The 21,351-nt window shown below is 62.6% G+C and carries 18 protein-coding genes; 16 read left to right on the top strand and 2 right to left on the bottom strand.

The window, feature by feature from the left end:
* Window positions 1-183 precede the first annotated feature (183 nt).
* Complete coding sequence (gene upp / locus BJD12_RS03625; RefSeq protein ID WP_039420472.1) at window positions 184-816, bottom strand: uracil phosphoribosyltransferase; 633 nt, start codon at window positions 814-816, stop codon at window positions 184-186.
* Window positions 817-967: 151 nt separating this feature from the next.
* Here upp and BJD12_RS03620 point away from each other — a divergent pair, with 151 nt between their 5' ends.
* From BJD12_RS03620 to BJD12_RS03605, 4 genes are all read left to right on the top strand, one after another.
* Complete coding sequence (locus BJD12_RS03620; protein ID WP_005990471.1) at window positions 968-3,529, top strand: TonB-dependent receptor; 2,562 nt, start codon at window positions 968-970, stop codon at window positions 3,527-3,529.
* A gap of 14 nt (window positions 3,530-3,543) precedes the next feature.
* Window positions 3,544-4,647: a phytase gene (locus BJD12_RS03615; protein WP_005990469.1), complete on the top strand. Its 1,104-nt coding sequence runs from the start codon at window positions 3,544-3,546 to the stop codon at window positions 4,645-4,647.
* The gene (locus tag BJD12_RS03610) at window positions 4,644-6,023 is read left to right on the top strand and encodes a purple acid phosphatase family protein (protein WP_042827797.1); all 1,380 of its coding nucleotides are present in this window, start codon (window positions 4,644-4,646) and stop codon (window positions 6,021-6,023) included. The genes BJD12_RS03615 and BJD12_RS03610 overlap by 4 nt, the downstream gene beginning before the upstream one ends.
* 517 nt (window positions 6,024-6,540) lie before the next feature.
* Complete coding sequence (locus BJD12_RS03605) at window positions 6,541-7,248, top strand: glycosyltransferase family 32 protein (RefSeq protein WP_039420406.1); 708 nt, start codon at window positions 6,541-6,543, stop codon at window positions 7,246-7,248.
* 347 nt (window positions 7,249-7,595) lie between these two features.
* On the opposite strand, the gene BJD12_RS03600 is transcribed toward BJD12_RS03605, so the two are convergent.
* The gene (locus tag BJD12_RS03600) at window positions 7,596-9,092 is read right to left on the bottom strand and encodes an aminotransferase class III-fold pyridoxal phosphate-dependent enzyme (protein ID WP_005990464.1); all 1,497 of its coding nucleotides are present in this window, start codon (window positions 9,090-9,092) and stop codon (window positions 7,596-7,598) included.
* A 120-nt stretch (window positions 9,093-9,212) separates the two neighbouring features.
* On the opposite strand from BJD12_RS03600, the gene BJD12_RS03595 reads away from it, so the two are divergent.
* The 12 genes from BJD12_RS03595 to BJD12_RS03520 all read left to right on the top strand — a co-directional run bounded on the left by BJD12_RS03595 (window position 9,213) and on the right by BJD12_RS03520 (window position 21,339).
* Entirely contained in the window at window positions 9,213-9,644 is a 432-nt protein-coding gene (locus BJD12_RS03595) for an Lrp/AsnC family transcriptional regulator (protein ID WP_039412949.1), read from the top strand.
* 153 nt (window positions 9,645-9,797) lie between these two features.
* Window positions 9,798-10,868: a tRNA preQ1(34) S-adenosylmethionine ribosyltransferase-isomerase QueA gene (gene queA, locus BJD12_RS03590; protein WP_005990459.1), complete on the top strand. Its 1,071-nt coding sequence runs from the start codon at window positions 9,798-9,800 to the stop codon at window positions 10,866-10,868.
* A gap of 81 nt (window positions 10,869-10,949) precedes the next feature.
* Complete coding sequence (gene tgt / locus BJD12_RS03585; RefSeq protein ID WP_005990457.1) at window positions 10,950-12,095, top strand: tRNA guanosine(34) transglycosylase Tgt; 1,146 nt, start codon at window positions 10,950-10,952, stop codon at window positions 12,093-12,095.
* Between the two features lie 132 nt (window positions 12,096-12,227).
* The gene (gene yajC, locus BJD12_RS03580) at window positions 12,228-12,581 is read left to right on the top strand and encodes a preprotein translocase subunit YajC (RefSeq protein ID WP_005990455.1); all 354 of its coding nucleotides are present in this window, start codon (window positions 12,228-12,230) and stop codon (window positions 12,579-12,581) included.
* Between the two features lie 331 nt (window positions 12,582-12,912).
* Window positions 12,913-14,757, top strand: a complete 1,845-nt coding sequence (gene secD / locus BJD12_RS03575; RefSeq protein WP_005990453.1) for a protein translocase subunit SecD — start codon at window positions 12,913-12,915, stop codon at window positions 14,755-14,757.
* 113 nt (window positions 14,758-14,870) lie between these two features.
* Entirely contained in the window at window positions 14,871-15,839 is a 969-nt protein-coding gene (secF, locus tag BJD12_RS03570) for a protein translocase subunit SecF (RefSeq protein ID WP_005990451.1), read from the top strand.
* 509 nt (window positions 15,840-16,348) lie between these two features.
* On the top strand, window positions 16,349-16,747 hold the full coding sequence (locus tag BJD12_RS03560; protein ID WP_005990449.1) for a hypothetical protein: 399 nt from the start codon (window positions 16,349-16,351) through the stop codon (window positions 16,745-16,747).
* Between the two features lie 27 nt (window positions 16,748-16,774).
* Window positions 16,775-17,101: a barstar family protein gene (locus BJD12_RS03555; protein WP_074059308.1), complete on the top strand. Its 327-nt coding sequence runs from the start codon at window positions 16,775-16,777 to the stop codon at window positions 17,099-17,101.
* Window positions 17,102-17,173: 72 nt separating this feature from the next.
* Entirely contained in the window at window positions 17,174-17,569 is a 396-nt protein-coding gene (locus BJD12_RS03550) for a DUF7674 family protein (protein ID WP_005990447.1), read from the top strand.
* A 770-nt stretch (window positions 17,570-18,339) separates the two neighbouring features.
* Entirely contained in the window at window positions 18,340-19,278 is a 939-nt protein-coding gene (locus BJD12_RS03535) for a hypothetical protein (protein WP_005992362.1), read from the top strand.
* A gap of 557 nt (window positions 19,279-19,835) precedes the next feature.
* Entirely contained in the window at window positions 19,836-20,336 is a 501-nt protein-coding gene (locus tag BJD12_RS03530) for a hypothetical protein (protein ID WP_005992360.1), read from the top strand.
* Window positions 20,337-20,757: 421 nt separating this feature from the next.
* Window positions 20,758-21,339 (top strand): hypothetical protein, encoded by a 582-nt coding sequence (locus BJD12_RS03520; protein WP_005993415.1) that lies wholly within the window; start codon window positions 20,758-20,760, stop codon window positions 21,337-21,339.
* The last annotated feature ends 12 nt before the right edge of the window (window positions 21,340-21,351 follow it).

Genomic DNA, 21,351 nt, shown 5'->3' with positions numbered 1-21,351 from the left:
GAGGATACGGCGTCGGCCAGGATACTGACACGCCGTACCCTCACCCGAATCCTCTTCCGCAGGAGAGGGGCTTGCGTCGCCTCCGCCGCGCTTGCGGCGCGGGTGCGCCAGGGCATGCACGCCAATAGCGCGCATGCGGTCGCTTCACGCCCCGGAAAGAGAGGGGCGTGAAGGCACCACAGCTCACTCCAACCGCGTCCCGAAGATGCGATCGCCTGCATCGCCCAGGCCAGGCAGGATGTAGCCCTTTTCGTTGAGGTGGTCGTCGATGGCGGCGGTGTAGACCTCTACGTCTGGGTGCACCGCTTCCAGCGCCTTCAGGCCTTCCGGTGCGGCGACCAGGAAGATGCCCTTGATGCGCCGGGCGCCGGCGCGCTTGAGCATGTCGATGGTGGCGATCAAGGTGCCGCCTGTCGCCAGCATCGGGTCCAGGATCAGGGCGTCGCGTTCTTCCAGTCGGCCGGTGAGGCGTTCGAAGTAGGGCACCGGCTGCAGGGTTTCTTCATCGCGTTGCAGGCCGACCACGCTGACGCGCGCGGCGGGAATCAGTGCCAGCACGCCTGGCAGCATCCCCAGGCCGGCGCGCAGGATCGGCACCAGGGTGATCTTGGCGCCGGCGATGCGCTGTACATCGACCGGGCCGGCCCAGCCTTGTTGCACGTGCGATTCGGTGTCCAGGTTGGCGGTGGCCTCGTAGGCCAGCAGGGTGCCCAGCTCGGTGACCAGTTCGCGAAATCCCTTGGTGCTCAAGGCGGCGTCGCGCAGCAGGCCGATTTTGTGCTGGACGAGAGGGTGGCGGACTTCGACGATTTTCATGGGCAGCGACAGGCGGGAGAGACGCACAGTGTGCCGCAGCCACGCGTTGCGCTGCCACACATGACATGTGATCGCGCTTGCATATGTCATGTCGGTGAAACGTCGCAGACATAGTGTGCACACCCATTCTTAACCGATTTGGGAAGCACTCGTGTTGAACAAGACTCCGCTCTGCCTGGCGATCACGCTGACGCTGGCAACCACCGGCTGGGGCCCGCAGGCACAGGCGGCAGAGGCCGTTGCTGCATCCGGCGCAGCCAGCGGCGCGGCAGCCATCGATCTGGAGCGGCTGGAAGTGCGCCCGCAGCTGGAAGCGCAGGAGCGCGCAGTCGATCTCAAGCGCGCGTCCGATGCGATCCAGGATGCAGTGGCCTCCGATGCGATGGGCCGTTACCCCGACAAGAATGTTGCAGAATCCTTGCAGCGCCTGCCTGGCGTCAGCGTCACCCGCGATCAGGGCGAAGGGCGTTTCGTGGTGATCCGCGGCCTGGATTCGTCGCTCAACAGCGTGACCATCGACGGCATGAGCATGGGGACGCCGGAAGACGGCACGCGTTCGGCGCCGCTGGACGTGATTCCGTCCGATTCCACCGAGCGCCTGAAGGTCGTGAAGTCGCCCACGCCGGACATGCCGGGCGATTCGATCGGCGGCGCCATCCAGGTGGAATCCACCTCGGCGTTCGATCGCAACGGGCGCACCCTGCGCGGTTCGATCGAAGGCAGCCATCAGTCGTTGTCGGGCAAGACCAGCCCCAAGGGCGCGTTCAATTACAGCGACATCTACAACGGCACCTTCGGTGTGGCGGTGGGTGTGAACTATCAGTACCGCGAGTTCGAATCGGACAACACCGAAGTGGCCTACGACAGCTTCGACGGTGGCGCGGCCGATGACCTGTTCGCCGGCGAAGTGCAGCGCCGCAAGTACTTCATCGAGCGCACCCGCATGGGTGCCAACCTCAATCTGGACTGGCGCCCGGACGCCGACAACCGCTACTACCTGCGTTCGCTGTACAGCCGTTTTGACGATGCCGAAACACGTCAGCGCACCATCTTCGGGCTGGCCGATGGGGAGGTGAGCGCCAACGGCGACGGCACCTACGACGTGGCCGACCTGCCGGCGGACAGCATCTCCAAACGGGTGCGCTACCGCACCAAGAAGGAAGACAACACGGCGATCAGTTTCGGCGGCGAAAACCGCCTGAGCAGCGCCACGCTGGACTACAAGGTGGGCTACACCAAGACCACCGAGCGGGTGAATGATGAAATGGAAGCGCGCTTCAACTACGACGGCGATGACCTGTCGGCCACCGTGGATCAGCGCAGCGGCATCCCGCGGCTAGGTTTCTCCGATAACGGATGGCAGAGCAACCAGGACTTCGTGTTCGACCGCTTCGTGGTGGCGCCCAAGACGGTGGACGACAGCGAGCACAGCGCGCAGGTTAATGTGCGCTTCGACGGCGAACATTCCAGCCTGAAGATGGGTGTGCTCGGCCGCTGGCGCGAACGCGATGTGGACGTCAACGAACAGGAACTGCGGCGTGGCCCGGCGATCGATCTGAGCAGCTGGACCACCGCCGCACCGGAGCACCGCGGCGGTACGCTGGGCGAGAGCATCGGCTCGGACGGCATGCGCCGCTACTGGCGTGCGTCCGGTGGCTTGTACAGCGCACGTCCGCAGGATGTGGGCGGCAACCAGCAGGTGTCGCTGCAGGACGACTACACCGCAACCGAAGACGTCTTCGCCACCTATGCGATGGGCACCTGGGATATCGGTGCGTTGCGCATGATTGCCGGCGTCCGCGTGGAGAACACCCAGTTCAACGCCACGGGCAACCAGGTGGACGTTGCCGAAAACGGCCACACCGCCACGGTAACGCCACGCCAGGCCTCCAGCAGCTACACCAATGTGTTGCCGGGCCTGCACCTGCGCTACGACAGCGGCAACGATTGGGTGTTGCGGTTTGCAGCCAACAAGACCCTGTCGCGCCCGTCGTTCGGCGATGTGTCGCCGCGCGTGAGCATCAACCGCGGCGATGAAGAAGTAAGCATCGGCAACCCGGACCTCAACCCGTATCGTTCCACCAATCTGGATCTGTCGTTCGAAAAATACATCGGCAGCACCGGCCTGGTGTCGCTGGGCGTGTTCAACAAGTCGATCGACGATTACATCGTGCAGACCATCAGCACCGCCGATGCCGAATTTCCGGGCCTGCAGGTGACGCGTTCGATCAATGGCGACACCGCCAAGGTGCGCGGCGCCGAGTTCAACTGGCAGCAGACGCTGGACTTCCTGCCCGAAGGCTGGAATGGCCTGTTGGTCGGTGCCAGCGCCACCGCCCTGGACAGCGACTTCGACCCGGGCCTGAGCAATCGGGCCGGCGACGACTTCATGCTGCCGCGCTCGTCCAAGCGCATCTACAGCGGCCATCTCGGCTATGAAAAATACGGCTTCAGTGCGCGCGTGGCGGCGGTGTATCGCAGCGAATATCTGGACACCATCGGCCAGAGCCGCGCGTACGATATCTATGTCGCCCCGCATACCCAGCTGGATGTCAGCATGAGTTATCAGTTCAACAGCCACGTCAGCCTGTATCTGGAAGCGCAGAACCTGCTGGATGAGCCATTGGAGTTGTACCAGGGCGTGCCCGCGCGCACGCTGCAAAATGAAGAGTACGGCCGCACCTATGCGCTGGGCCTGAAGGTGGCGCTGTGATGCGGACAGGCATAATGCTGCGCTCCACGCTGCTAGCGAGCGCCCTGCTGTTGGCAGGCTGCGCGACCAGGCCGGTCGACCGCGAAGCCGACGAAGCGCTGCTCGCCGACCCCACGCTCAGCGATGCGAAGGTGGCGCATGAAGTGGTGCCGGAAGCCTTCATCACTGCGCTGACGCCATCCGACAATCTGGATTCGCCGGCCAGTTGGATCGCGCCCGATGGCAGCCGCTGGGTGATCGCCACGGCCAAGGCCACGCATGCGCTGGTGGTGTTCGACGGCGACAGCGGCAAGCGTCTGCGTGTGGTCGGCGGCAAGGGCAAGGCGCTGGGCAAGCTGGATCGGCCCAACGGGATTTCCGTGGTCGACGATCTGGTGTTCGTGGTCGAGCGCGACAACCGCCGCGTGCAGGTGTTCTCGCTGCCGGATTTCAAACCGCTGACTGCGTTCGGCCAGGACGACTTGCGCGAACCTTATGGCCTCTGGGTGCGCAAGCATGATGCCGGCTACGAAGTGGTGGTCAGCGACAACTACATGTCGCCGGCCAACAAGGACCAGCCGCCGCCGCTGGCCGAGCTGGGCCAGCGCTTCCGTCGTTATCAGTTGAATGCGGCAGGGCAGGGCTGGCAGGCGCGGCTGACGCAGAGTTTTGGCGACACCACCGAAGCAGGTGCGGTACGCATCGCGGAGTCGGTCTTCGGAGACGAGGCCAATGCGCGGCTGCTGATTGCCGAAGAAGATGTCGCGGTGGGCACGCAGTTGCGCGAGTACGGCATGGACGGGCGCTACCGCGGGCGCGACGTCGGGGCCGGGTTATTCAAGGCACAGGCCGAAGGCTTGACCCTACTGCAGTGCGCCGATGGCAGCGGCTACTGGATCGCCACCGATCAGTTCAAGGACCGCAGCGTGTTCCAGGTGTTCGACCGCAAGACACTGGCGCATGTGGGCGCCTTCGCTGGCCGCGTCACTGCCAATACCGATGGCGTGTGGCTGGACCAGCGCGGCGATGCGCGCTTCCCCGGCGGCGTGTTCTATGCGCTGCACGACGACCAGGCGGTGGCCGCGTTCGATTGGCGCGACATTGCACGCACTCTGCGCCTGAAGGAGTGCGCGCAGTGACCGCAGTCCGCACCGCGCTGTACGCCGCACTCTTCGCCTTTGCACTGGCCGCTGCCCCGGCACTGGCCGCCGAGCGCACCGCCGAACCCAATATCCAGGTACCGGCCGGTTCTACCCATTACGTGGCCGATGGCTTCCCCGACCGTATCGTCGCCACGCCCGCGCAGGACGCGGCCACCGGTTTTGCGGTGGCCTGGCGCACCGACACCAGCGTCGATCAGCCGTGGCTGGAACTGGTGATCGCCGGCGATTCGCCCGACGTCGGCACGCCGCGGCGTATTCGCGCCAGCACCGCCACGTTGAGTAGCGAAAATGGCAGCTCGCACCACCATCGCGCCGACATCGACGGACTGAAGCCGGACACGCTGTATGCCTACCGCGTGCAGGGTCATGCCACCTGGGGCGCGTGGAATCACTTCCGCACCGCTGCCACGGCGCAGACACCGCTGACGCTGCTGTATTTCGGCGACACCCAGAACAAGAATCTCAGCCTGGTGTCGCGGGTGATCCGCCAGGCCTGGCGCTCGGCGCCGGATGCGCGTCTTGCGCTGTTTGCGGGCGATCTGGTCAGCGGCAAGGACGGCCAGGACGACAACGAATGGGCGGAGTGGTTCGAAGCCGGGCGCTGGCTGCTGGAAGGCACTGCAGTGGCGCCGGCACCGGGCAATCACGAGTACCACGAAGAGGGCGAAGACACCCCGCAGGCCACCCGCCTCCTGGGCAGCCATTGGCCGGTGACGTTCGCACTGCCGCGCAACGGGCCGTCGGCGACCGCGCGCACCAGTTATTGGTTCGACTACCAGGGCGTGCGCATCGCCGTGCTCGACGGCACCTCGGCACTGGACCTGGGCACCGGGCCGGCGCAGGCGCAATGGCTGGACAAGGTCCTCGCCGACAATCCGCACCCGTGGTCGATCGTACTGATCCATCAGCCGTTCTTTTCGCCGCGCGCCGATCGCGAGAACGAAAAGCTGGTCGAGCAGGTGTTGCCGGTGATCCGCCGGCACAAGGTGGATCTGGTGCTGCAGGGGCACGACCACACCTACGGCCGGCGCGGCGACCAGGCCGGGCAGGCCACGCCGGTGTTCGTGGTGTCGGTTGCCGGGCCCAAGCAATACCGGCTCTCGGACATGGCCCGCAAGACCATGCGCCCGGTAGGCGAAGACACCCAGCTGTATCAGGTACTGCGCATCGACAACCAGCATCTGGGCTACGAATCGCGCACCGCCACCGGGCGCCTGTACGACGCGTTCGAACTACAACGCGACGCAAGCGGCGGCAAGCGGCTGATCGAACACGAGCAAGGGCGCATCGCACCGCGCGATTGCCCGCGCAACGCCACGCTCAAGGGCCGCGCGGATCGTTGCTGGGAGTAAGTCGGGCAGGGCGCAAGTGAGCAGGCGACCGATGGAGATGACGCAATCGCGAGATGGCGATCGGTCGCCTTGCACAGAAGCCACTGGCGTGGCGCATCTGTGCGCCGCACATCCAACCGATGGCAGTCGCTGCGGCGTCGACTGCGACCCTGGCGCTGACAAAACTGCCGGACTACCGTCGCAGAAGACTGGCCGGGATTCGGTGCGGCCTGCGAGATCGATTCCGATCCTGTCATCAATGCGCACCTGACGACCGGCTGCTCCGGTGCATTGGCCGCCGTCGATATGACAAAGCGGCGAAGGTTTAATCCGTAAATCGGTCGCGTTTATCAGCCGTTTCGTAACTTCGCGCGGGCATAGATTCTGTCGATGGAAGTCATGGTCAACGATTATGTAATGTGAATTACGTCACATCGAAAGTGCGACTACGGTTGGCGCGGCCAAGCCGTCTACCGATGCGCCGTTCCGATGCGGTTCGGTGACGGCTCCGGCTCCCCCAGCCCACCGAGTCGCCCCCATGATTCCCCAACTCATTCACCTGACCGCACCTACCAAGCAACTGCTGTGGGAGGAGCGCCGGGTTTGCGATCGCTTGCAGCGCTTGTTGCCCGGATGGAGCTGTCACGTCTGGGACGATGCCGATAATTCTGAATTGATGCGACGTGCGTTTCCGGAGTTTGCCGAGCGCTACGAGCGCATCCGGTTTGGCGTGATGAAGGCAGACATCGCGCGGTGTGCGTACATGCACGCGCATGGTGGTTTTTACTTCGACACCGACTACAAGCTGCTGCGCCCGCTCGGTGCGGATGTCCTGTCGCAGCACTGCGTGTTGCCCATCGAGGAGGGTGCGCTCGGCAACGACGACTTCAAGATCGGTAATGCCGTGTTCGGCTCCGAAGCGGGTCATCCATTCTGGGGCGCGTTCATCGAACATATTTTCAACGTGCATGCGCCGGAAACGCTGGAGGACCACCGTGAGATTCCGATGATCTCCGGCCCTCGCGGACTCACCCGCTTCTACAACGCGCATGGCGGGCAGTTCGCCGGCATCGTGTTCCCGCCGCGTGACGCGTTCCATCCGGATCGCACCTGGTTCGGGCTTGGCCATCGTGGCGGCCAGATCGCAGTCGGCTCGCACCTGTGCTGGGCGTCGTGGCGCGGCAAATCGCCACACCGTGCGGTGACCAATTATCTGCGCCGCAAGTTGAGCGCAGTGCCGATCTGATGCGTGCTTTCGTGGTGATGGTACGGCCATCGACCTGGGCGAAGACTGCGCGGGACGACGTGAGTCAGCCGGGTCGCAAAGCACGTTAATGGCGATTCATTCAAGCGAACGCTTGCTCGTCAGATTGGCTTCGCATCACGCCTTGCACTTGTCGTGCAAGGTGAAACCGTCGGGCGAGATGCGGGCTTGGCAGGGCCTGACATCTCCTCGAACGCGCAAATGCGGTGCGCAACGGCCGCCGTGCGAATCAAGATGCCGAACAGACAGGAGGTTGTGGGTGGCAAATCCAACACCCGATCGGGCAACGCACCGGCTGCAGCTGGCAGCCGATGCGCACCTGTCGCCGATCAGGCGGCCTCGGCCTGTACCTGGCGCGGGCCTTCCTTTACTGCGCGTGCGATCAGGCCGACCAGCAGATCGAGCTCGTCTTCGTCCATCGCAAAGTGCGGCGTAAAGCGCAGCGAGTTCTCGCCGCCGTGGATCACATTGACGCCGCGATGGCGCAGCCACTCTTCGGTGGAGCCGGCCCCGTAGCATTTGAACTGCGGCGCCAGTTCGCAGGAAAACAGCAGCCCGGTGCCTTGCACCTTGGTGATCAGCCCACCCAGTTCCGCCTGCAGCGCCTGCAGCTTGGCAATCGCCTGCGCACCGCGCAGGCGGATGTTGTCGCGCACCGCGGGCGTGAACAACGCCAGCGTGGCGCAGGCGACATCGAGCGCACGCGGATTGGTGGTCATGGTGTTGCCGTAGGTGCCCTTGCGGTACACCTGCGCGGCGTGCTCGGTCACTGCCAGCACCGACAACGGGTACTGGGCAGCGTTGAGCGCCTTGGAGTAGGTTTCCAGATCCGGCGGGTCGAGTTGCTCGAAACCGGGGTAATCCACTACCGACAGCACGCCGTGCGCGCGCAGGCCGGCCTGGATCGAATCCACCAGCAGCAGGCTGCCGTGCGAGCGGGTGAGCGCCCGTGCGGCGGCGTAGAACTCGGCCGGCAGGGCGCGCCCCGGGTCGCCTTCGCCCATTACCGGTTCCAGGAACACCGCTTCGATAAACCAGTGGTTGCGCACTGCCTCCTCGAAAGCGCGCTCCAGGGCGGCCACATCATAGGGTGCGATCGCAATCACCGAATCTTCGTCGCGGTAGCTGGCCAGATACTTGTTGTAGGTCTTGCGGCTGGAGTCCGAATACAGCCCCGGGCGGTCGGTACGGCCATGGAAGCTGCCCTTGACCACCAGGCGCTTGATGGTCGCCCCGGCGTGCCGCGCACCCGGGTCGGTGTGCAGCTTGGCGTTGGTATCGACGATGCGCGCCGCCAGGCCCACCGCTTCGGAGCCGGAGTTGAGGCACATGAAACGTGCGAACGGGCAGCCGCCACGGGTGTGGCCGATCTCGGCACGCAGGGCGCGGTCCAGCCGGCGCTGCGCCAGACTGGGTGTCATCACATTGGCCATCACCTGCGGGCGCGCCATCGCCTCCAGCACCGCTGCCGGGGTATGGCCGAAGCCCAGCATGCCGTAGCCGCCGGCGTCGTAGAGCACTGCGCCCTTGAGCGTGACCACCCACGGCCCGCGCGCAGCCAGCGCCACGTAGGGCGTCACCGCATCGTCGGCGTAGAAATTGATGAAGCCGTCCTGCACCGCGGCAATCTGCGCGTCTTCGTCGAGATCCAGCAGGTCAGCGGCATCATCGCGTACGTGTGCGTATTCGGCGGCCGCCGCGTCCATGGCGTGCGCCAGGTCGGGGTGGTTGGCAGCCAGACGCACGATGGCCGCATCGTCCAGGCCATCGGTCAGGCGGCGGCCGGCGTGGGCACGCAGCGGGGCGAGCGGGGCGAGGACGGACATGGCGCATCTCCTGCAAGTGGCGGTGTCCTTCCTATTATCGGCAGGGGATCGGCATTTGGCAGCGTGAATTTTGACGAGATGTGCGCTATTTTCGTCGATTCGCCGAAGTAGATGCGCATTGTGAAGATCACCCCGTCCGACGAACGCCTGTTGTCGCTGCTGCGCGAGGACGCGCGTGCGTCCACTGCCCAGATTGCGCGCCGGCTCGGGCTGTCGCGCACCACCGTGCAAAGCCGCATCGAAAAGCTCGAACGCGATGGCGTGATCAGCGGCTACACCGTGCGTACCCACGACGACTACGAGCAAGGCCGCATCCGCGCCCACATCCTGATCACCGTGCTGCCCAAGAAGATGCCGGCGGTGGTCAAGGCGCTGCGCGATATTCCCGAGGTACGCCTGCTGCATTCGGTCAGCGGCGCCTACGACCTGATCGCCCTGGGCGTGGTGGGCGGCGTCAACGAGATGGACGTGCTCACCGACGCCATCGGCGCGATCGACGGGGTAGAGCGCACCACCAGTTCGATCATTTTGTCGACCAAGTTTGAGCGGTGAGGGGAGTCGGGAATCGGGAATCGGGAATCGTAAGAGCGGGAGGCAGGGAGCGGAATTGGTGGCGGGTGCGCGCTGGATCTGTTGCGATTCCCGATTCTCCACTCCCGGCCGCAGTTACAATGCCCGGCTCCTCAGCCAATCCATCCTGCGGCCTTGAAGAAGTCTGATTTCAATTACGCGCTGCCCGAAGAATTGATCGCCCAGGCGCCGCTGGCCGAGCGTGCGGCCAGCCGTCTGCTGGTGGTGTCGCCTGCGCCCGCAGCTTTCAGCGACCGCCAGGTGCGCGATCTGCCCGAGCTGTTGCAGCCGGGCGATCTGCTGATCTTCAACGACACCCGCGTCATCCCCGCACGGCTGTTCGGGCAGAAGGCCAGTGGCGGGCGGGTGGAAATCCTGATCGAGCGCCTGCTCGGCGAACGCGAGGCGCGGGTGCAGATCGGTGCCAGCAAGTCGCCCAAGGCCGGCAGCCTGATCGCGCTCGATGCCGGTGGCCAGGCCGAGGTGCTGGGGCGCGACGGCGAATTCTATCTGTTGCGCTTCGAGATCCCGCTGCCGCTGGAGCAGTGGCTGCCCGAGGCGGGCCGCCTGCCATTGCCGCCCTACATTCGCCGTGAGCCGGGGCTGGAAGACCGCGAGCGCTACCAGACCGTGTTCGCGCGTGAGGTCGGTGCGGTCGCCGCGCCCACCGCCGGCCTGCATTTCGACGAGGACCTGCTGGCGCGTTTGCGCGAGCGCGGTATCGAGTTCGGTCACGTCACCCTGCATGTCGGCGCCGGCACGTTTCAGCCGGTGCGCGTGGACGCACTCGATCAGCATGTGATGCATAAAGAGTGGCTCAACGTCGGCGCTGCGCTGGTCGAACAGGTGCGCCGCACCCGCGCGCGCGGCGGCCGTGTCATCGCGGTGGGCACCACCGTCGTGCGCTCGCTGGAAAGCGCCTGGCGCACCACCGAGGCGGCCCCGGAGGGCGAACTGCTGCCGTTCGCCGGCGAAACCCAGATCTTCATCCTGCCCGGCTACCGCATCCGCAGCGTCGACGCGATGGTCACCAACTTCCATCTGCCCGAAAGCACGCTGCTGATGATGGTCTCCGCTTTCGCCGGTCGCGAGCGTATTTTTGAGGCCTACCAGCACGCCATTGCGCAGCGCTATCGCTTCTTTTCGTATGGCGATGCGATGTTGCTGTGGGGCAGGGAATCGGGAATCGGGAATGGGGAATCGTAAGGCGGTATCCGCCAAACGATCAGCCACTTGCCAACCGCTTTTCCGATTCTCCATTCCCGATTCCCCATTCCCGGCCCCTCAATGTCCCGACTCCAGTTCCAGCTCCAAGCCACCGACGGCCACGCGCGCCGTGGCCGGTTGACCTTTCCGCGCGGCACGGTGGAGACGCCGGCGTTCATGCCGGTGGGCACCTATGGCTCGGTCAAGGGCATCCTGCCCGAGCAGATCCGCGCGCTGGGGGCGGAGATCATCCTGGGCAATACCTTCCACCTGTACCTGCGCCCGGGCCTGGATGTCATCGGCGACCACGGCGGGTTGCACGGATTTGCGCGCTGGGACGGGCCGATCCTTACCGATTCCGGCGGCTTCCAGGTATTTTCGCTGGCGCATCGCCGCAAGATCACCGAGCAGGGCGTGACTTTCGCCTCGCCCACCGATGGCGCGCGCGTCTTCCTGGGCCCGGAAGAGAGCATGCAGATCCAGAAGGTGCTCGATTCGGACATCGTGATGATCTTCGACGAGTGCACGCCGTACCCGGCCACCGAAGAGGTGGCGCGGCGCTCGATGGAACTGAGCCTGCGCTGGGCGCAGCGCTCGCGCGATGCGCACGACGGGTTGGGGAACGACGCGGCGCTGTTCGGCATCGTGCAGGGCGGGGTGCATCCGGACCTGCGCACCCGCTCGCTGGAGGGCCTGCACGCGATCGGCTTCGATGGCTACGCCATCGGCGGGCTGGCGGTGGGCGAGCCGGAGCATGAGCGCAACGCCATGCTCGAACACCTGCACCCGCGCTTGCCGGCCGAGCGCCCGCGCTACCTGATGGGCGTGGGCCGGCCCGAGGACCTGGTGGAAGGCGTGGCGCGTGGCGTGGACATGTTCGACTGCGTGATGCCCACCCGCAACGCACGCAACGGCCACTATTTCACCTCGTTCGGCACCGTGCGCATCCGCAATGCCAAGTACGAGCGCGATCTGGACACCATCGAGCCGGGCTGCGGCTGCCATGCCTGCAGCAGCGGCTACACGCGTTCGTATCTGCGCCACCTGGACCGCTGCAACGAGATGCTGGCACCGATGCTGGGCACCCTGCACAACCTCTGGTACTACGAAAAACTGATGGCCGACATGCGTGCGGCGATCGCGGCGGGAACCTTTGTGCAGTTCCGGCGGTCCTTCTATGCGGCACGCGGCGCCACCACGCCGCCGTTGCCGGGGGAAACCAGCTGAGCCCTGCCGCCCGCGCCCCGGCGCGGACGGGCTGGAACCCGCGTGGCATAATTCCCGGCTGTTCCGCCCTGGCGGTACCTGAATAGCGAGTGGGCCCGTGGGGCGCGCTGGCACCAAACTAGGATGCATTGAATGAATTTGCTCGATTTCCTGATCCCCGTCGCGCAAGCGCAGGCCACTGGCGGCGCACCGGCCCCGGGCCCGATGGGAAGCCTGTCCACCTTCGCGCTGCCGATCATCCTGATCGCGGTCATGTACTTCTTGATGATCCGCCCGCAGATGAAGCGCCAGAAGGAGCACAAGTCGCTGCTGGACAAGCTGGCGCGCGGCGATGAAGTCATTACGTCCGGCGGCGTGGCCGGCGTGATCACCGACATCGGCGACAACTTCATCAGCGTGGAAGTGGCCGACAACGTGCGCATCCGCGTGCAGAAGAGCGCCGTGGGCCATGTGCTGCCGAAGGGCACGCTGAAGTCCGCCAGCTGAGTCGCGCGATCGGCATCGGGCACCGTCTGGCGCTGCCGGCAGGTGCTCGAAAACGGCAGGGGCCGCTCGTACACTCCGCTGTCGTCGCGCTGCCGATGCGTGCTTGGGGCTGCTCAAGACGTCGCTGTAAGTGAACACCTGCAACACCACAGCTGCGCGCACCGTGAGGCGGGCGCAGTCGGTGCACGGAGTCGGAACGCGCCCCTGGGCGCTTTTGCTCCGCGCACTGCCCGTATCCACCGGATGACCGCTCGCGACGCTGCATCGGCCGCTTGAAGTCGTTCTCACTGCTAGGCGCGGCGCCGGGATGGTGCTGTGCGGGACTGTCGCAATGCTCGAATTTCCTCGCTGGAAGTACTTCCTGATCCTGCTGGTGCTGGCGGTCAGCGCGCTGTACGCGTTGCCCAACATCTACCAGAAAGACCCGTCCGTGCAGATCACCGCCAGCCGCGGTGCGCAGCTCGACGACGCATTGCGCAGCCGTATCGACGGCGAGCTCAAGGCCGCGGGTATCACGCCCAAGGCCGTCACCAAGGAAGGCGACAGCCTGATGGTGCGCCTGCCTTCGTTGCAGGCGCAGACCCGCGCCAACGATGTGCTGCGTCAGCAGCTGGGCGAGAACTACACGGTGGCGCTGAATCTGGCGTCCACGGTGCCGGAATGGCTGGCCAAGCTGGGCGGCAAGCCGATGGTGCTGGGCCTGGACCTGGTCGGCGGCGTGCACTTCGCCATGCAGGTCGACCAGAAGGCCGCAGTGGAAAAGCGCATCGAAGGCTTTGCCGAAGACATCCGCACCACCTTGCGTGACGGACGCATCGCCTATCGGGCGGTCGAGCGTCGTGGCGACAACAGCATCCAGATCAGCCTGGGCGAGGGCGCCAGCGCCGATGCGGCGCGCACCGCGCTGGCCAAGGCCCAGCCGACGCTGACCTACGACGTCAGCGGCCAGAACATCGCAGTGAAGGTGCCGGAGGCCGAGCTCAAGCAGATCGCCAGTGGCGCGATCGAGCAGAACCTCACCACCTTGCGCAATCGCGTCAACGCGCTGGGCGTGTCCGAGCCGACCATCCAGCGCCAGGGCGAAGACCGCATCGTGGTCGAATTGCCCGGCCTGCAGGACACCGCCGAGGCCAAGCGCCTGATCGGCGCCACCGCCTCGCTGGAATTCCGCGCCGTGGTCGAAGGCAATGCCGAAGACGCGGTGCGCAGCGGCAGCATCCCGCCGGAAGCCAAGGTCTACCGCGTGCGTGATACCGGCGCGCCGGTGTTGCTCAACAAGCGTGCGCTGGTGACCGGCGACCAGATGGTCAGCGCCAGCGTCAGCAACGACCAGAACGGCATGCCGGCCGTGTCGGTGACGCTCAACAATGTCGCCGGCCAGCGCATGCTCGACTACACCAGCGCCAACGTCGGCAAGCTGATGTCGGTGGTCTACATCGAGCGCATCCCCACCGTGACCATGGTCGACGGCAAGGAAGTGCGCAGCGTTCGGGTCAAGGAAGAAGCCTTGTCGCCGACCCGCATTGCCGGCGTGTTCGGCAAGAACTTCCAGACCACCGGTCTGGAGAAGACCGAGGCCGAAAACCTGGCCAAGCTGCTGAAGTCCGGCTCGCTGGCCGCGCCGATGGATTTCGTCGAGGAATACGTGATCGGCCCGAGCCTGGGCGCGGAGAACGTGGAGCGCGGCGTCACCGCGGTGGTGTACTCGTTCCTGTTCACGCTTGTCTTCTTCACCATCTACTACCGCGTGTTCGGTGCGATCACCTCGGTGGCGCTGCTGTTCAACCTGCTGATCGTGGTGGCGGTGATGTCGCTGTTCGGCGCCACCATGACGCTGCCGGGTTTTGCCGGCTTGGCCCTGTCGGTCGGTCTCTCGGTGGACGCCAACGTGCTGATCAACGAGCGTATCCGTGAAGAGTTGCGGCTGGGCGTGCCGGCCAAATCGGCGATTGCGGCCGGCTACGAAAAGGCCGGCGGCACCATCCTGGACGCCAACCTCACCGGTTTGATCGTGGCGGTGGCCCTGTATGCGTTCGGCACCGGCCCGTTGAAGGGCTTCGCGCTGACCATGATGATCGGTATTTTCGCCTCGATGTTCACCGCGATCACCGTGTCGCGTGCGCTGGCGGTGCTGATCTATGGCAGCCGCAAGAAGCTGAAGACCGTCGCTATTTGAGATGCGAGTCCGCCTCGACCCGTGCAGCCGCGCTGTAGGGGGCGAGGGATGAATCCCTTCGCAAGCGTAGCGCGTCCCGATGGTGCGCAACGTCTAAACGGAAGATCTTTTCCATGAAATTGTTCCCGCTCCATCTCATCCCCAACGACACCAAGATCGACTTCATGCGCCCGCGCAAGCCGGTGCTGATCCTGATGCTGATCCTGGCGGTCGCTTCGGTCGGCATCATCGTCGGCAAGGGCTTCAACTACGCGCTGGAATTCACCGGCGGCACGCTGGTGCAGACCAGCTTCCAGAAAACGGTGGACGTGGACCAGGTGCGCGAGCAGCTGTCCAGGGCCGGCTTCGAGAACGCCCAGGTGCAAAACGCCCGCGGCGGCAACGAGGTGATGATCCGTCTGCAGGCGCGCGAGCAGCACAACAACCGCGACGATGCCGCGCGCACCGTCGCCGAAGAGGTGCGCAAGGCTGTCAGCACCGAGCAGAACCCGGCGACCGTGCAGCCCGGCGAGTTCGTCGGCCCGCAGGTCGGCAAGGACCTGGCCTTGAACGGCGTGTACGCCACGGTGTTCATGCTGGTGGGCTTTTTGATCTACATCGCCTTCCGCTTCGAGTGGAAGTTTGCGGTGGTGGCCAGCCTGACGGCCTTGTTCGACTTGCTGGTGACGGTGGCCTTCGTGTCGCTGACCGGTCGCGAGTTCGATCTGACCGTGCTGGCCGGCTTGTTGTCGGTGATGGGCTTTGCGATCAACGACATCATCGTGGTGTTCGACCGCGTGCGCGAAAACTTCCGCGCGCTGCGGGTGGAGCCGCTGGAAGTGCTCAACCGTTCGATCAACCAGACGCTGTCGCGCACGATCATCACCGCGGTGATGTTCTTCCTGTCGGCATTGGCGCTGTACATCTACGGCGGCGAGTCGATGGAAGGCCTGGCCGAGACGCACATGATCGGTGCGGTGATCGTGGTGATCTCCTCGGTGATCGTGGCCGTACCGATGCTGAGCATCGGACCGTTTGCGGTGACCAAGCAGGATCTGCTGCCCAAGGCCAAGGACGTGGAAGCGCTGGCGCGTCGTCCTTGATCGGTCGGCAAAAAGTGTGACGAAAAAACCGCGCATTGCGCGGTTTTTTCGTTTCTGGCGGTGGACGTCGTGCGTGCGCGGTTGTGCACTGTGAGGCCACTACTCGAGATCGTGAACATTAGGGATTAGGGATTTCGTCGCGTGCGTGATGCCGATCGATACGCAATACGTTGCGGTAGAGCCACTGGCCAGGATGAAGCGCCGTATCCAACCGAGATCCGCCTGTCGGTGCGCAGGTTGTAGTGCCGAACGCGCAAGCGGCCGCGCACTTGATCGAGCAACCGCGTCGGCGGACGTGCTGTTACACCATTGTTTTGGGGGTATTTCATACGCCTGCGTTCTTGCTGGATAACACTCCAAGCATCTGCATGGTCGAGGCCGCTCTCCGTCGTGCTACCTCATGATCGCGGCTAGGATTTCCCCCATTCACAAGGTACCAGCGATCGAACATACTCCATGCAACACCGCATTGCGGCGGTCCAATAGTAGTTAGACCGCACAGGAGAGATATGCAAGCCAAGACGCCCTTCGCAAGTCGATTCGCCGCGCGGTTTCTGGCGGCCGTGGTTGCCATGCACCTGCTGGTTACACTCGATCTGCTCTTCAAGTTCTTTCCGGCAAAGCCTGAATTCCTAGCCATGTGGGGGATTTCCGGTTGGGCAAAGCTGCTCTGGGCCGCGACCTGCGCTGTCGGAGCCGTTGCAGTGCTATTACTCCGTCGTCGCGCATGGTTAGGTTTCTTTGCATCGATCGGGTTTTGTGTGGGCTTGTATTTCGCCAGCGTGCAATTATGGGGTGCCGTGAAAGGTGGCTTCTGGCTAGCTGTCGGAGTAACGGCTCTTGCATTGATAGGCGCGGTGCGGTCCAACAATTCATTCAAGCCGAACCCGCTTCGCGGGTCGGCTTAATTCGGGCGTTAGGCGGCTCAGGAAAAAATGTTGCGCATTGATGCCAGTAATATAGTGGACGCCGATTCGTTCCATTCCGTGTTTGCGGCAGCCATGGGATTCCCAGCCTTCTACGGACGCAACATGAATGCTTGGATAGACTGTCTTTCCTACCTGGACGACCCTGATGCGGGCATGACAAGCATTCATGTCCAGCCAGGGCTAACACTTACCCTCGTCATAGATAATGCTGCTGACTTCAAGGCTCGTTGCCCAGAGCTGTTTGCTGCACTCACTGAGTGTGCTGCATTAGTCAACTGGCGTTGCGTCGAGGCCGGCACTGCCCCTGTTCTTTCTCTTGCGTTCAGTGCGTGATCGGCCTAACAATTCATTCAAGCCGACGCTGCTTTGCAGCGCGGCTTAATTCTGGCGTTAGCCGCATCGAACATGATCGAGCAATCTCAAGTCATGCTCCACATCGTTGAGGCCTGCCCTTCCTTTCGTTCCGCTTGGGAGGCACACTTGCTCGAGTACGGCAACGACGTCTTGTATGTCGCTGCTGGAGAGCTGGCCGATCACTTGCTTGTGCTGCATAGGGCTGGCGACTCATCGACGTTCCCCGCCTTGGCTGCCGCAATTGAGCAACTACATGTTAACGGTTCCCCTTGGGTCCAAGAGTTCGCTACTGTCGGCATTCTGGAGGCCGTTCAAAATGTCTGGGGCAACGCGGGAGCCGATCCGGAGACATTTGCTATCCACCTAGGCCCCGAGAGCCTCCGGTGGTGGAAAGGCCTCAACAATTTCTGGCCTGGCCGGGCTCCAATTGTCGTCGCAAGCGGCTAACAAATCATTCAAGCCGAGCCGCTTCGCGGCTCGGCTTAATTCTGGCGTTAGGCAGTGGTGGAGCAAACGCATTGGTGGTTGCCGCTTCGGTGAGCTCGCAGGCGTGCACGCGGTCGGCTCCGGAAGTCGTCATCACCGTCGCTGGTTGCGGTAAGTTCGGTGCTTCGCCCTGGCACGTCGTTCTCGCGCTGCGCCCGTTGCATTTGGCTTCGGTGGCATCCCGCGTCGCTGCATCGCTGGGCAAGCTCCATCCCACAACCTGTGACACACTCCGTCCAGGCGGCAGTGCTGGGGAGCAGGGTTGCAACATCCAACTTTTGCGGCCACTCACTTCCTAACAACTCATTCAAGCCGAAGTTACTTCGCAACTCGGCTTAATTCAGGCGTTAGGCTGTGGTGGAGCAAACGCGTTGGTGGGTGCAGCTTCGGTGAGTTGGCTGACGTGCACGCGGTCGGCTCCGGGGATCGCTCATCACTGTTGGTGGTGCCTGTAAGTTCGGTGTTTCGCCCTCGCACGTTATTACTGCGCTGCGCTCAGCGTCCTTGGGTTCGGTGGCATCACGCGCCACTGCATCGACGGGCACGCTCCATCCCACAACCTGTGGCAAACTCTGTCCAGGCGGCAGTGCTGGGGAGCATGGTTGCAACATCCAACCTTTGCGGCCACTCACTGCCTAACAACTCATTCAAGCCGAAGTTGCTTCGCAACTCGGCTTAATTCAAGCGTTACGCATGCAACTTAAACTCTTCCGCGAGCCAAGGAAAATCCAATGAACAGTCAGGAGGAGAAGCGCGCACAACTTCAGAAGGATCTGCAAGAGCGCATGTTCGATGTTGAGCACGCATTGGGGATGTACGCGCTCGGGTACTGCACTCTCCCGGCTGAAGGCATCTACGACAAAGAGGCCTTAGCTCCGCTCATGTCGGTTATTGAGTCGTGCCATATCTACCTCATTGGATTCGTGCCTCGCATAACACTAGAAAATGCGCGTCAAGACGAGGGCGGCATTCATTTGACCCACTCAGTGCTCGGAAGCGAGCACACGCTGACTTATCCAGTGCCGGTCGGGTATGTGCTGAAGGAAGATGATGATCGCTACTATCTTGAAGACCAAGGCGGCAATGCCTACTGGCTTAACCCAGACGAGGTGCAGCAGCGCCTGTGCAGAGAAACGGGGAAAATCGACTTCAACGTCAAGTACATTGGTCAAGCGTATGGACAGGAAGGTTCAAGGAATGCACTAGACCGGCTTTTAAAGCACGAAACACTTCAACGCATCTCACTCCTCGGCATACCCGACGGGTACCGCCTGACCGTTTTGCTGCTCTCGGTTCAACCTAACAATCAGTTGTTTACAGTGTTTAATCCCTTCGCAAAAAACAAAGACGAAGACGGAACTAGAGTGAAAGCTGGGCTGGACAAGCTATACAATACAAACGAAGCGGAGCGCACAACACTTTATGAGGCTTCATTAATAAGGTACTTTTATCCTGAGTACAACAAAGAGTTCAAGGACAGCTTTCCTTCAACGAACTTAAAGGTCTTGAAGGACTGTTACGCAAAGGACTTCAGCGCACTTGTGGCAGAGATATGTATCGATGAACTTCCCTTCAAGCTCAAGTCTGAAGCAGTTGAGGCCAAGAACTACCATATCGTTCGGCACGACCTGCATCAGTCTGCAGATCGGAAAATGTTCTTTGGCTTATGACTGGTAGCGGCGGAGCTCCCGTGCGCATGCCCAACAACTCATTCAAGCCGAACCCGCTTCGCGGGTCGGCTTAATTCAGGCGTCAGGTTGATGGAGATACACAATGAGGCTTTCAGTCTTCTTGCTGATAGTTCTAGCGACTACATCATGCTCGTGTGCTCCAGAGCCTTCCGGTTCCGGTGAAACACTTCCAGACCTCGTAATGACGGAAGTAGCTGCTGGGAAATGCGAGCTGAAATATAATTCCACGGCCACAACTTCTGTGGCTATCGCCGCGGACACTTGCACGTTCAAGCCTGGCGGAGAGATTGTTCTGATGTTCGCTCAGTGTGGACAGGTAGTAATGACGCCAAACAAGGACATTCCAGGGACATACGTGTGTGACTACTGCTCGGGTGGGCCCGGAACCAGTAACGCGTGTCCACTTAAGCGCCTTCCGGCTAGCGCCATGTGGCGGGTCGAGCGTGGTGCCGGGCCATCAACCTAACAACTCATTCAAGCCGAAGTTGCTTCGCAACCCGGCTTAACTCAAGCGTTAGACGGCAGGAAATCCCGAAATGAGCTTTTCGCACAAAGCCTTCTCCTTTGACTGGGCCGCATTCGAGCGTGAGCTGGCGCCCAAACTTAAGCAGGCGCTTCAGCTAGAGGACGCGAGGCCCTTAGAAGATTTCATTGAAGCTCACATCGACTCAGTGCGAGACCCATACGAAGGCGAGCCAGTCACAGAAGACTGGCGCTCCATGCTGGAAGCTGGAGATGTGCAAGAACTGGCCGATTTCGCTTTAACCCGCTACTACCAACCATCAGCCGACTTCGGGATCGGGGAAGAGTGGGAAGCACTGTCGAGGGAAATGCCAGAGGCTGAACGGGCTGCGTTGCTCGGCTCAGCGTTTGAGAGTTTTGATCCGGGAAGAATGGGCAGCTACTTTCAAAGCGAGCGAGTCGCAGCCGATTCACTACGGGCGTTGCGGAACTCAAGCGGCACGGCAGCAGAGAGGCTCAAACAGGGCCTAAGCGAAGCCGTCGATTCAGGCCGAGGCATCTATGTCACCTTCTAGCCTGCCGCCTAACCCTTTCATTGAGAGGACGCTTTCCGGCCTACGGCCTCCAAGCGTCTCTCATGTCAAACGTTAGGCCGTGGTGGAGCAAATGCGTTGGTGGCGGCCGCTTCGGTGAGCCCGCAGGCGTGCATGCAGTCGGCTCCAGACGGCAGTCATCACCGTTGTGAGCTGCGGTAAGTTCGGCACTTCGCCCTGCCACGTCGTTCTCGCGCTGCGCCTGTTGCACTTGGCTTCGGTGGCATCACACGCTACTGCATCGCTGGGCAAGCTCCATCCCACAACCTGTGGCACACTCGACCCAGGCGGCAGTGCTGGGGAGCATGGTTGCACCATCCAACCTTTGCGGCCACTCACTGCCTAACAACTCATTCAAGCCGAAGTTGCTTCGCAACTCGGCTTAATTCAGGCGTTGGGCGTCATGAAGACGAGTCAAGTACTTGCAGAATTTCAAGCGCGAGGCCATGAGCTGTACATGTGCTTCGTGTTCGCTGCGGATGGGCTGAGCAGCACAGCAGAACGCCTGCGGCCACACCTGACGGGTGCGGCCAATCAAGCCATGTATGTAGGCAACACCGCCCCTGAGCAAGGAAAGCACCAAGCCCGAATCAAGATGAAGGATTTGGTTGATTTCTCAAGCAAGGGTGGACTATTCACAGACACACTCGCCAAGTCGCTCATTGTATCGCTCTACTCAGAGTGGGATGAGCTTTATAGACATCGCTTAGCAAAAGAAATGGGAGTAGATGCTTCGGCTATTAGAGCCGATCTCATGGGAGATATCCGGCATGTTCGTAACTGGATTGTGCACAACAAATCAGTTGTTGGAGTTAAGCCACTGAAAGTTCTGCCTTGGCAACTATCGGTAGGCTCTCTGCTCACCATATCGGAGGAGCACTTCATTCAGTTCATGGATCAGCTGAACGAAATGCAGGCGTATGTAGCTGATGCCCAACAAAGGGCTCAAGCCGATAGCCCCGCCTCCGGCAGGTCCGCGGCTTAGCCCTGGCGTTAG

The organism is Xanthomonas vesicatoria ATCC 35937, assembly GCF_001908725.1.
Classification (GTDB): Bacteria; Pseudomonadota; Gammaproteobacteria; order Xanthomonadales; family Xanthomonadaceae; genus Xanthomonas; species Xanthomonas vesicatoria.
The sequence above is the reverse complement of the archived record's forward strand: the minus strand, read 5'-3'. Positions and strand labels throughout refer to the sequence as shown.

What these genes read in the sequence shown, in the direction of transcription:
- BJD12_RS03605 (WP_039420406.1), top strand. Translation starts at nt 6,541, where the DNA reads ATGATTCCCCAACTCATTCACCTGACCGCACCTACCAAGCAACTGCTG.
- secF (WP_005990451.1), top strand. Translation starts at nt 14,871, where the DNA reads ATGAAATTGTTCCCGCTCCATCTCATCCCCAACGACACCAAGATCGAC.
- BJD12_RS03520 (WP_005993415.1), top strand. Translation starts at nt 20,758, where the DNA reads ATGAAGACGAGTCAAGTACTTGCAGAATTTCAAGCGCGAGGCCATGAG.
- BJD12_RS03600 (WP_005990464.1), bottom strand. Translation starts at nt 9,092, where the DNA reads ATGTCCGTCCTCGCCCCGCTCGCCCCGCTGCGTGCCCACGCCGGCCGC.
- secD (WP_005990453.1), top strand. Translation starts at nt 12,913, where the DNA reads ATGCTCGAATTTCCTCGCTGGAAGTACTTCCTGATCCTGCTGGTGCTG.
- BJD12_RS03560 (WP_005990449.1), top strand. Translation starts at nt 16,349, where the DNA reads ATGCAAGCCAAGACGCCCTTCGCAAGTCGATTCGCCGCGCGGTTTCTG.
- yajC (WP_005990455.1), top strand. Translation starts at nt 12,228, where the DNA reads ATGAATTTGCTCGATTTCCTGATCCCCGTCGCGCAAGCGCAGGCCACT.
- BJD12_RS03615 (WP_005990469.1), top strand. Translation starts at nt 3,544, where the DNA reads ATGCTGCGCTCCACGCTGCTAGCGAGCGCCCTGCTGTTGGCAGGCTGC.
- BJD12_RS03535 (WP_005992362.1), top strand. Translation starts at nt 18,340, where the DNA reads ATGAACAGTCAGGAGGAGAAGCGCGCACAACTTCAGAAGGATCTGCAA.
- BJD12_RS03530 (WP_005992360.1), top strand. Translation starts at nt 19,836, where the DNA reads ATGAGCTTTTCGCACAAAGCCTTCTCCTTTGACTGGGCCGCATTCGAG.
- BJD12_RS03555 (WP_074059308.1), top strand. Translation starts at nt 16,775, where the DNA reads ATGTTGCGCATTGATGCCAGTAATATAGTGGACGCCGATTCGTTCCAT.
- BJD12_RS03550 (WP_005990447.1), top strand. Translation starts at nt 17,174, where the DNA reads ATGATCGAGCAATCTCAAGTCATGCTCCACATCGTTGAGGCCTGCCCT.
- upp (WP_039420472.1), bottom strand. Translation starts at nt 816, where the DNA reads ATGAAAATCGTCGAAGTCCGCCACCCTCTCGTCCAGCACAAAATCGGC.
- tgt (WP_005990457.1), top strand. Translation starts at nt 10,950, where the DNA reads ATGTCCCGACTCCAGTTCCAGCTCCAAGCCACCGACGGCCACGCGCGC.